The 9932-nt window shown below is 64.3% G+C and carries 8 protein-coding genes and 1 pseudogene; 6 read left to right on the top strand and 3 right to left on the bottom strand.

Features of this window, described 5'->3' with window-relative positions; all coding sequences use genetic code 11:
* Positions 1–576, bottom strand: a 576-nt coding sequence (gene pcaG, locus AC1DW2_RS42760) for a protocatechuate 3,4-dioxygenase subunit alpha (RefSeq protein ID WP_477009096.1), incomplete at its 3' end; no start/stop codon positions are given.
* 4 nt (positions 577–580) lie between these two features.
* The gene (gene pcaH, locus AC1DW2_RS42755) at positions 581–1363 is read right to left on the bottom strand and encodes a protocatechuate 3,4-dioxygenase subunit beta (RefSeq protein ID WP_041955084.1); all 783 of its coding nucleotides are present in this window, start codon (positions 1361–1363) and stop codon (positions 581–583) included.
* Between the two features lie 97 nt (positions 1364–1460).
* On the opposite strand from pcaH, the gene AC1DW2_RS42750 reads away from it, so the two are divergent.
* From AC1DW2_RS42750 to AC1DW2_RS42735, 4 genes are all read left to right on the top strand, one after another.
* Positions 1461–2390, top strand: coding sequence for a LysR family transcriptional regulator (locus tag AC1DW2_RS42750; RefSeq protein WP_477009095.1), 930 nt, complete (start codon positions 1461–1463; stop codon positions 2388–2390).
* A gap of 80 nt (positions 2391–2470) precedes the next feature.
* Positions 2471–3775: a nicotinate phosphoribosyltransferase gene (pncB, locus tag AC1DW2_RS42745; protein WP_477009094.1), complete on the top strand. Its 1305-nt coding sequence runs from the start codon at positions 2471–2473 to the stop codon at positions 3773–3775.
* Positions 3776–4021: 246 nt separating this feature from the next.
* A complete protein-coding gene (locus tag AC1DW2_RS42740; protein WP_477009093.1) occupies positions 4022–5335 on the top strand; it encodes a GGDEF domain-containing protein in 1314 nt (437 codons plus the stop codon).
* Positions 5336–5647: 312 nt separating this feature from the next.
* Positions 5648–8242 (top strand): autotransporter outer membrane beta-barrel domain-containing protein, encoded by a 2595-nt coding sequence (locus AC1DW2_RS42735; RefSeq protein WP_477009092.1) that lies wholly within the window; start codon positions 5648–5650, stop codon positions 8240–8242.
* 13 nt (positions 8243–8255) lie between these two features.
* On the opposite strand, the gene AC1DW2_RS42730 is transcribed toward AC1DW2_RS42735, so the two are convergent.
* Positions 8256–8888: a TetR/AcrR family transcriptional regulator gene (locus AC1DW2_RS42730; RefSeq protein WP_193560904.1), complete on the bottom strand. Its 633-nt coding sequence runs from the start codon at positions 8886–8888 to the stop codon at positions 8256–8258.
* A gap of 51 nt (positions 8889–8939) precedes the next feature.
* On the opposite strand from AC1DW2_RS42730, the gene AC1DW2_RS42725 reads away from it, so the two are divergent.
* Both AC1DW2_RS42725 and AC1DW2_RS42720 read left to right on the top strand, forming a co-directional pair.
* Positions 8940–9206: a hypothetical protein gene (locus AC1DW2_RS42725; protein ID WP_167768131.1), complete on the top strand. Its 267-nt coding sequence runs from the start codon at positions 8940–8942 to the stop codon at positions 9204–9206.
* Positions 9207–9567: 361 nt separating this feature from the next.
* Positions 9568–9932 (top strand): annotated as a pseudogene (locus tag AC1DW2_RS42720) (acyl-[ACP]--phospholipid O-acyltransferase); the annotation flags it as partial.

The raw sequence follows: 9932 nt of genomic DNA, 5'->3' as shown, positions 1-9932 counted from the left end.
GGAGTACACGACCTTGCCGGCGCGCTCACCGCGCGTGGCGATCAGCGTCGCGCGCCGCACCGGCGGCTCGACCAGGTTGAGCACGGGGTCGGCGGCATTCGCGGCTTCTTCGTCGGAGAAATAGAGTCGCGTATTGAGACCGATGTTGATGCCGCGCGCGACGATCCAGATATTGACGTACGGCGCGCATTTGCGGCCCGCTTTGTCGATGATGGCTCCTGGCTTGATGGTCTCGAACGTCACCAACCCGCTCTCGAAATCGGAGCCGGCGCGGCCCCAGCCGCGAAACTCCTCGTCCACCGGGCTGGCCGGGCGATCGGCCGGATGGTTATAGCGGCCGGTTGCGTTGGCCTGCCAGATTTCGAGCAGCACATCGCGCAGCGGCGTGCCGCTGCCGTCGAACACCTTGCCCTCCAGCGTGATGCGCTCGCCTGGCGTGTTCGGCGTCACCAGCACGTTAGAAAAGTTCTTCTCAAAAATGTCGAAGCCGGCCATGGCCGGGATCAGGCCGATATGGACGTWGGGCCCGGCGGTCTGCGAGGCGGTTTCCTTGAGATAGTCGAGCGGCTGCGGCATTGGCTCAGTTCCCCGCGGTGCGATTTTCGAAATAGGTGGAACGCTGGCCGCGCAGCACGATGTCGAAGCGGTAGGCGAGCGAGTCGAACGGCGTCGAGGCGTTGAGGTCGAGCGGCGCCACGAGGCGGTCGAGCGCGTCCTTGTCCGGGATCGTCGTCAGGATCGGGCAGACCGGGATCAGGGGATCGCCCTCGAAGTACATCTGGGTGATCAGCCGCTGCGCAAAGCCGGAGCCGAACACCGAGAAGTGGATGTGGGCGGGACGCCAGCTGTTGACGAAGTTGCGCCAGGGATAGGGGCCCGGCTTCACGGTGCGGAAATAATAGTAGCCGGTGTCGTCGCTCAGTGCGCGGCCGCAGCCGCCGAAATTCGGATCGATCGGGGCGAGATAGGTGTCCTTCTTGTGCCGGTAGCGGCCGCCGGCATTGGCCTGCCAGAACTCGACCAGCGTGTTCGGCACGCCGCGGCCGGTCTCGTCGAGCACGCGGCCATGGACGATGATGCGCTCGCCGACGGGATCGCCGTCCTTGGCGTAGTTGCGGATCAAATCGTTGTCGAGCGGACCGAGATCGTTGTGGCCGAACACCGGACCCGTGATCTCCGAGACCGAGTTCTCGATCGACAGCAGCGGCTGGCGCGGCGAGCGCAGCACCGAGGATTTGTAGCCGGGCGCATGCGCCGGCGGATGGATCGAGTGGTCGCGCTGGAAGAAGCCGCCGTCGCGCGGGGTGAACGGCTCGGGTCGGTTGAGGCGGGGATCCTGCAAGGCTGGCGCCTGGACGTTCATCGGCGTTGTCTCTCCCTGCGGCGCCCGGGTCCGGGGGGGCGCGGCTTATCGGGAGATCATGGGACGATCTATTCTCAAGATAAATAGATCGATTATAATGAATTACATGAAGGAAATCGATCATTTGGCGCTCGACGGCCACGCCCTCGAACTGTTCCTTGCCGTGCTGGAGGAAGGCTCGGTCACGGCGGCAGCGACGCGGCTTGGTCTGACGCAATCGGCGGTCAGTCACGGGCTGAACAAGTTGCGGCGGATCGCGGGCGATCCGCTGTTTGCCAAATCCGGCCGCGGCATCGTCGCCACCGCCCATGCCCAGGCCTTGGCTGCGAAAGCGCGGGCGCTGATTGACGAGATGCGCAGCTTTGCCGGCGGCGTCACCTTCGAGCCGGCGCGCGCGCAGCTTTCGCTGACGATCGCCGCCAATGATTTCCAGCGCGATCTGCTGTTGCCGCGGTTCTTCGATCATGTCGCGGGACAGGTCAGGAGCCTGAACCTGCGCGTGATCCCCTCGCAGTCGCCGTCGCCCGCGATGCTGCGCGAAAACCGCTGCGATCTCCTGGTCACGCCGCTGCCGCCATCCGGCGTGGACATCGTGCAGAAGCGGCTGCTCAGCGACCATTACGTCTGCTACTTCGATCCCAAGGCGCGCACCGCGCCGGCCGGCCGCAGCGCCTATCTCGCGGCACGCCACATCACGGTGGTCTATACCGACAACGAGCGGCTCGACTTCGACCGCCGGCTGGCGGCGAACGGCTTTCTGCGTGACATCGCCATCTCCGTGCCGAGCTTTTCCGGCGTGCCGTCCTTCCTGCGCGGCTCGCAGATGCTGGCGAGCATGCCGAGCCTGCTCGCCTCCGGTGTGATGCGCGGTTTCGCGCATGTACCGATTCCGCTGGCGTCGCGGACAAAGACGCTGGCCGAGCTGCCGATGTTCATAGTCTGGCATCAGCGCTATCAGAAAGATCCGGCCCATCGCTGGATCCGCGGCCAGCTCGAAACCGTGGCGGCAACGGCGGCCGGAGACTGAGCCTCGGTTACGGTTTCAGGGAAGTCTGCCCTTCGCCAAACCCACTGGTTGCGCGAGGGCCGCCACGCTAGAATTGTCCCATGACAGTGACCGATATTGCGAGCCGGACCTACAATCATAGCTGGCGGCTGGACCCCATCATCCGCAGCCTGCTGGATACCGACTTCTACAAGCTATTGATGTTGCAGATGATTCGGGAGGACTATCCGAATCAGCAGGTGACCTTCTCGGTCATCAACCGCTCGCGCCATGTGCGGCTGGCCGAGATCATCGACGAGGGCGAGCTGCGCGCCCAGCTCGACCACGCCCGCACCATCCSCTTCGCCAAGAAAGAGCTGATCTGGCTTGCCGGTAACACCTTCTACGGCAAGACCCACATGTTCTCGGCGGACTTCATCCGCTGGCTGGCCGAATTCCGGCTGCCCGAGTACGAGCTGCGCAAGGTCGAGGGCCAGTACGAGCTGCATTTCCACGGTCCCTGGACCCACACCACGATGTGGGAAATTCCGGCGCTCGCCATCCTCAACGAGTTGCGGTCGCGCGCCGCGATGAAGGGCCGCGGCCGCTTCGAGCTCGACGTGCTCTATGCCCGCGCCAAGGCCAAGCTGTGGACCAAGGTCGAGCGGCTGCGCCAGCTCGAGAATTTGCGGCTCTCCGACTTCGGTACCCGCCGCCGCCACGGCTTCCTCTGGCAGCGCTGGTGCGTCGAGGCGGTGAAGGAAGGCCTGGGCCCGTCCTTCATCGGCACCTCCAACGTGCTGCTGGCGATGGACAATGATCTCGAAGCCATCGGCACCAATGCGCATGAGCTGCCGATGGTCGCGGCTGCGCTTGCCAAGGACGACGAGGAGTTGCGCTGGGCGCCCTATCGCATTCTCGACCAATGGCGCCAGACCTATGGCGGCAATCTCCTGATCGCGCTGCCCGACGCCTTCGGCACCAAATCCTTCCTGCGCGATGCGCCGGAATGGGTCGCCGACTGGACCGGCTTCCGCCCCGACAGCGCGCCACCGATCCAGGCCGGYGAGGAGATCATCGCCTGGTGGGAAAAGAAGGGCCGCAACCCCAAGGACAAGCTGCTCGTCTTCTCCGATGCGATGGATGTCGGCTCGATCGAGGAGACTTATCACCACTTCTCCGGTCGCTCGCGGCTCTCTTTCGGCTGGGGCACCAACCTCACCAATGATTTCGTCGGCTGTCCGCCGGACGGCTCGTTCAATCTCGATCMCATCTCGCTGGTCTGCAAGGTGTCGTCGGTTGACGGCCACCCGGCCGTCAAGCTCTCTGACAATCCGGAGAAGGCGACCGGCATGCCATCCGAGATCGAACGCTATTTGCGCGTGTTCGGCGACGCTGGCCGGGTGCGCAAGCCGGTGCTGGTCTAGCGCCGGACCAAACTCTCTCGATCAGGTAAACCGCGCAGGACGAATGCGAGGCATTGGTTCGCCACGACCGCATCGGTTCCGGTTCGTCGGCATTTGCAACGATCTGCGGGCATCCGCTTCACAACGATTTCACCCTGCAGTGCAGTCGCCTGCGTCCTTGGGGTCGAGTTAAGCAACTTTCCCCTCTACTTGGCGTTGCAGGCGCGACGCTCCGGTGGGGTCGTTGATCGATTTGGGGAATGCAGGGTGTTTCGCAGAACAGCGACGTCGACGAAGGGGCGTAGTTTCCTTCACGTCATCAAACTTGTCTCGCCATTCGTAATGGTCGTCGTGCTCCAGGCAACGATCGCGGGATTCAGCCTCGAGGTGATGTCATCGGTCCGCGCCTATGTCGCGGGCGAAGCAATGTGGTCGCGGTCACAGAAGAACGCTGTCTATTTCCTCAATCTCTATCTGCATTCAGGCGAACCGAGCCAGTTCACCCACTACCAAGCGTCCCTTGCCGTTCCCATCGGCGATGAGTTCGCGCGCTGGGCACTCGAGCGCGATCCGGTCGACGTCGAGGCCGCCCGCGTCGGGTTTCTGCAAGGCGGCAACCATCCCGATGACGTTCCGGGATTGATCTGGCTGTTCCGCTATTTCAACCGCGTCAGCTTCCTCCAGGAAGCGATCCACGAGTGGGCGGCCACCGATCCCATGCTGCTGGAGCTCAGCGTGTTCGGCGAGGTGATCCGGTCCGAGCTGGCGCACGGGCCCATTGAGGACCGCGACCGCCTGCGGCTGCTGTCGCTGCGGCTCTCGGAGCTCAACACGCAGTTCACGGTGCATGCAAAGCGGTTCTCGACTGTCCTCGGCGAAGGCTCCCGCGCCATCAAAGTGACGCTGACGTGCATCAACATCGTGGTGGCCGCGACACTGATCCTGCTCCTGATCTGGCACACGCGGCGCTTGATGCTGCAACGACAGGCGTTCGAGGATGCTTTGCATGCCGAGAAGGAGCGACTGGCATGGCAGGCATCGCACGACTGGTTGACCGGCCTGTCCAACCGCCGCGCCTTCGAGGCGCGCCTGCAAAACGTGCTGGACACCACCGCGGCGGGCTCGCTGGGCCTGATCCTGCTCGACCTCGACCAGTTCAAGAGCGTCAACGACACCTGCGGCCACCTCGCCGGCGACCGCCTGCTTTGCCAGGTCTCGCGCGTGCTGCAACAGGACCGGGGGCCGCATGATCTGGTGGCCCGGCTCGGCGGCGACGAATTCGGCCTGATCCTGCCGCAATGCTCGCCCTCGACCACCGTCGATATCGCCGAACGCCTGCGCAGATCGCTCGAGCTGTTCACCTTCGCCTGGGATGATCGTTGCTTTGCGGTGACCGCCAGCATCGGCGTCGCCTGTATCGCGGACGGCAACACCACGCTCGAGGACGCCATGCGGCGCGCGGATGCCGCCTGCTACCGTGCCAAGGAAAAGGGGCGTAACCGGGTACAGGTCGACAACGGCAGACCGGACGTCGTCGTCGTTGCAACCCGTCCGCGCGAAGCCGTCGCAGCGCGAGGCTGATAGGCGCCGGCGCCCTCTCAACCCCGGCATCCGATTGCAGACATCGTCCAACGGCGTCGCAGCGGCGCGGCTATGTGACGCCGCGGCCACATTGCTCCCGAAAAAACTGCGTCTTTCGCTTTCCGCCACACCGCCTTGCGCGCTGATCCACGATGGCCGGAACCTCCCCCGCTAAGCATGGCACCAGCCAACGTTGCGGCCCGAATCCCGCCCGGGTCGTGCCGAAAGAGGAGTTTGCAGGTGCCCTGGAATGGTTTGTTGCCCCCGCCCCAGATCCGTCGCGCGAAGACGTGTCGGCGGCATGCGTTTCTCTTGAGCACCGCGATCGGCGCCGTTGCCGCAGGTAGTGCGCTGCCGTGGTTCACCGCGCCGGCAGAGGCGGCCTGTGTGGTGACTGGAAGCGGCGCGCAGGCAGCGCTGCAGTCAGGCGATTCAATCACCTGCACCGGAGCGGGCAACACCCAGGTCAAGACGGCGCCTGTGGTCAGCGGTGTCACCGTCAACATTGGCGACGGCAGCGCGACCTCCGTGAACGACCCCACCTTTGCCAGCGTTGTCCTCGAAGCGGCATCCGATAGCGCGGTCAAGGTCTTCGGCAACGCAACCGTCACCTCTGCCAACAGCGACGGCATTGACGTGATCGGCGGTGGCGGCAACACCATCACAGTGGATGCCGGTGCCATGGTTGGGTCATCGAGCTTCGCCACGACGGGGCTCGCACTGGCCAATTCGAGCAACAACATCATCGTGATCGGCGGTACGGTCGGAAACGGCGTGACCGGAGCCATCGGCATCAGCATCGGCGCCGGGTCGGCGAACAATCAGGCGAACATCCTGTCGAGCGGCTTTGTCCATGCCATCAATGTCGCGGCCGTCGATCTGAGCGGCGCGGCCGAAGGCAACATCATCAACAACGCCGGCACGATATCGAGTGCCTCGGGCACGGCAATCATCGGCTCGGCCAATCAGGACACCATCATCAACTCAGGCACGATCATCAGTGGTGGCGTCAGCACGGCTGCCGACCTCAAGGGCGGCAACGACGTCTTCGAGTTGCGAGCGGGATCGAGCATCACGGGATGGGTCCTCGGCGGCAACGGAACGGACACGCTGCGCCTGGGCGGGGCCACCAACGCAGTGTTCAATCTCAGCATATTCGGCGCGGCCGGTCAGTTCCGGGAATTCGAGGTGCTGGAAAAGACCGGCAGCTCCACCTGGACGATGAACGGCTCGACGACGGAGATCGCGACCATGAATGTCCTGGCCGGCACCGTCGAGGTGAACGGCTCGATGCCCAACATCGCGACGACCGTCAGCGCGGGCATCCTCAGCGGTAACGGCGCCGTCGGCAATATCACGGTGCTATCGGGCGGCACGGTCTTGCCCGGCAATCTCGGTACGCTGACGAGCTCCGGCAATGTCACATTCAACGCCGGCTCGACCTACGCGATCTCCGTCACCGCTACCGGACAATCCGAGAAGATCCTCGCGGTCAGCGCAGCGTTGAACGGCGGCACCGTCGCAGTCAACACGATCGCCGGCGCCTATAACCCCTCGACGCAATATACGATCCTGAGCACGACGACTGGCGTCACCGGCAGCTTCTCGGGCGTGACTGTCAGCGGATACAATCCGCAGCTCTTCGCTTCCTCCCTCAGCTATGACGGGTTCAGCGTCTTCCTGACGCTCAACTACAACAACGCCGCATTCCTCTCCCTCGCCCAAACGCAAAACCAGAAGGCCGTGGCCGGCGCCTTGAGCGCGTTCGGTCCCAACCTGCCTTTCCTCTCCTCCTTCGCAGGCCAGAGCGACGCCCAGCTCCGTTACAATCTCGATCAGCTCTCGGGCGAAGCTGCGACCGGCGCGCGGCAAGGCGCCTTCCAGTTCACGGGCCAGTTCCTCGGCCTGATGCTCGATCCATTCGTCGATGGCCGCGGCAGTGGCATCGTCGACGCGGGTCGCACGGCATTCGGCTTCAGCCCAGAACGTGCCGCGCTGCCGGACGATATCGCCCTCGCCTACAACAAGGTGCTGGGGACACCGGCCGTGAAAGCGCCGGCCTTTGCGGAGCGCTGGACGGCCTGGGGCACGGCGTTCGGCGGTACCAACCGCACCAGTGGCGACCCCGTCGTGATCGGCAGTCACGACCTCGGCGCGCGCGCCGGCGGCGTCGCGGCCGGCGCCGATTATCATTTCGGCCGCGATGCGCTGGTCGGTTTCGCACTGTCGGGCGGCGGCACCAAATGGGACCTCGCTCAGGCGATCGGCGGCGGCAAGAGCGATGCAATCCAGGCCGGCGTCTACACCGCCGTGCGTACGGGGCCGGCCTATTTCGCCGCCTCTCTCGCCGTGGCCAATCATTGGATGTCGACAGACCGGCTCGCACCGTTCGGCAACCAGCTCACCGCGAAATTCGACGCTCAAACCGTCGGAGGCCGCATCGAGGGCGGCTATCGCTTCGCTACGCCGATTGGCGGCTTCACGCCATATGCGGCGGCGCAAGCTCAGGCTTTTCGCACACCGATCTATACCGAGGCCGATCTGGCCGGCAGCGGCTTTGGCCTGACCTATCAGGGACGCACGGCCTCCGACACGCGGAGCGAGCTCGGCGCGCGCTTCGATCGCGCGACGCTGGTCACGCCGAATTCGGTCCTCACGTTGCGCGGCCGGGCGGCCTGGGCCCATGATTGGGTGAGCGACCCGACGCTCGTCGCTGCATTCCAGGCGCTGCCCGGCGCGAGCTTCATCGTCAATGGCGCAACGCCGGCAAAGAACACCGCGCTCGCATCCGCCGGCGCCGAGCTGAAGTTTTCGAACGGCGTTGCCCTGTCGGCGAAGTTCGACGGCGAGTTCGCGGCGCGCAGCACCACTTATTCCGGCACCGCGAGCCTGCGATACGCGTGGTAGCCGCTTGACCTCCTCAAGGCGACCGCGCGCCGACCGGCACGATCCCGAGGCCGGCAAGATGCGTATCGAGGAATTGCTCGACCTGCTGGCGCAGCATCTGGGGCGGCACCGCCACCATGCGCTCCTCCAGGCCGAGCGAGATGATTCCATGCACGGCGGAAAACAGCGTGCGCGACAGCAGCGCGATCCTCACGTCGTCCGCAGCCGGTAGCAGCCGCACCAGGGCTGGATGCATCAGCGCGAAAGCGTCCATCACCATCTGAAGGATGTCGTCGGGATAAGGACGATCGTCCTCCATCCGATGCTCGAACAGCGAGCGCAGCAGGTTTGCGTGCTCGGCGAAGAATTCGAGATAAGTCTCGGCAAACCCGTAGAGCTGGCGAACGGGGTCCTCGGCCGGAACCTCGGCGAGCCGTACCGTCAGCGCCTGAACGGTCTCCCGGTTCACCGTCAGGATCACCCCGTCGAAGTCGCCGAACTCGTTATAGACGCTGCCCACCGAGCAACCGGCGGCCTCCGCGACGTCCCGAACCTTCAATGATCTCAGCCCCTTAGCTGAAATTATGCCGCGGGCGATCTCCAGGATCAGGAGCCTCCGCCGACTTTTTTTCTGGTCGCGTGGCGATTCTTCTTGAACATTGTTCATTTTCAAACTACTCATCTGAACATTGTTCAAATTAACCCGGAGATCTGCAAAATGCAAACCCTCGCTGTTGATATCGCCTCCACCTTCGTCGATGACGCTGCGGCTCTCGTGACCGGACTTGGCCGGGCCGTCCTCAAGTTCGTGATGGCGCCGGTCGATCGCATCGCAAATGCCTGCGACATTGCCGGCGTGCTCACCGAGCGCCGCGCGACCTTCCGGATGTGGCGGGCGAGCCGCGCCCGTAGCCGTCACGCGGGCCGCCGGTTCAGCCTGCTCGGCCGCCTCTCGCCCTTTCGCCACCTCGCTCATCTCACGTGAGGCGCGCGCACCCGGGACGTTCCGGTCGGCTCGAATGCAAGACCCGGTTGCAAGGAAGGACTTACCATGTCCCGATATTCGCAGCCGATGTCGCGGCCTTTGGCGATGCGGTTCAACATTTCCTCATCGCTCCGCGCGGTATCCGAAAAAGCGCGGCCGGTCCGTCTGAACCACGGCTGCGACCAGATATTTGCGAACCTAACGAGACCATTTGGAGACCAACAGGATCGGAAGGGTCGAGGGGACAGAGCAGGCCGGCGACCGTCGTCATCCAGCCATCGTTCGTCCCGTAAGCTTCCGGTCGTGACGCCTCACCGACAACGTAACAATCTCAGGCTGCCTTCCCAAAACAGGACTTGTCATGATCAGGGAATTGATGTCGTCACGCCGCTTCGCGCCGCTGTTCTGGGCGCAATTTTTCTCGGCGCTCAATGACAACGTGCTCAAGAACGCACTCGTCATCATCCTGCTTTACAGTGCCGCGACCGGTCACGGCGACGCGCTGGTGACGGTCGCAGGCGCCGTCTTCATCTTCCCCTATTTCATCCTGTCGGGGCTCGGCGGCCAGCTCGCCGACAAATACGTCAAATCGGTCGTCGCGCGGCGATTGAAGTTTGCCGAGATTTTTGCCGCGGCCTTTGCMGCCGCCGGCTTCTTCCTGCATTCGGTGCCGCTGCTGTTCGCCGCGCTCGCGCTGTTCGGCATCATCGCCGCCCTGTTCGGACC

Source organism: Bradyrhizobium sp. P3_C3, from assembly GCF_056402655.1.
This window is presented reverse-complemented; position numbering and strand designations above follow the sequence as displayed.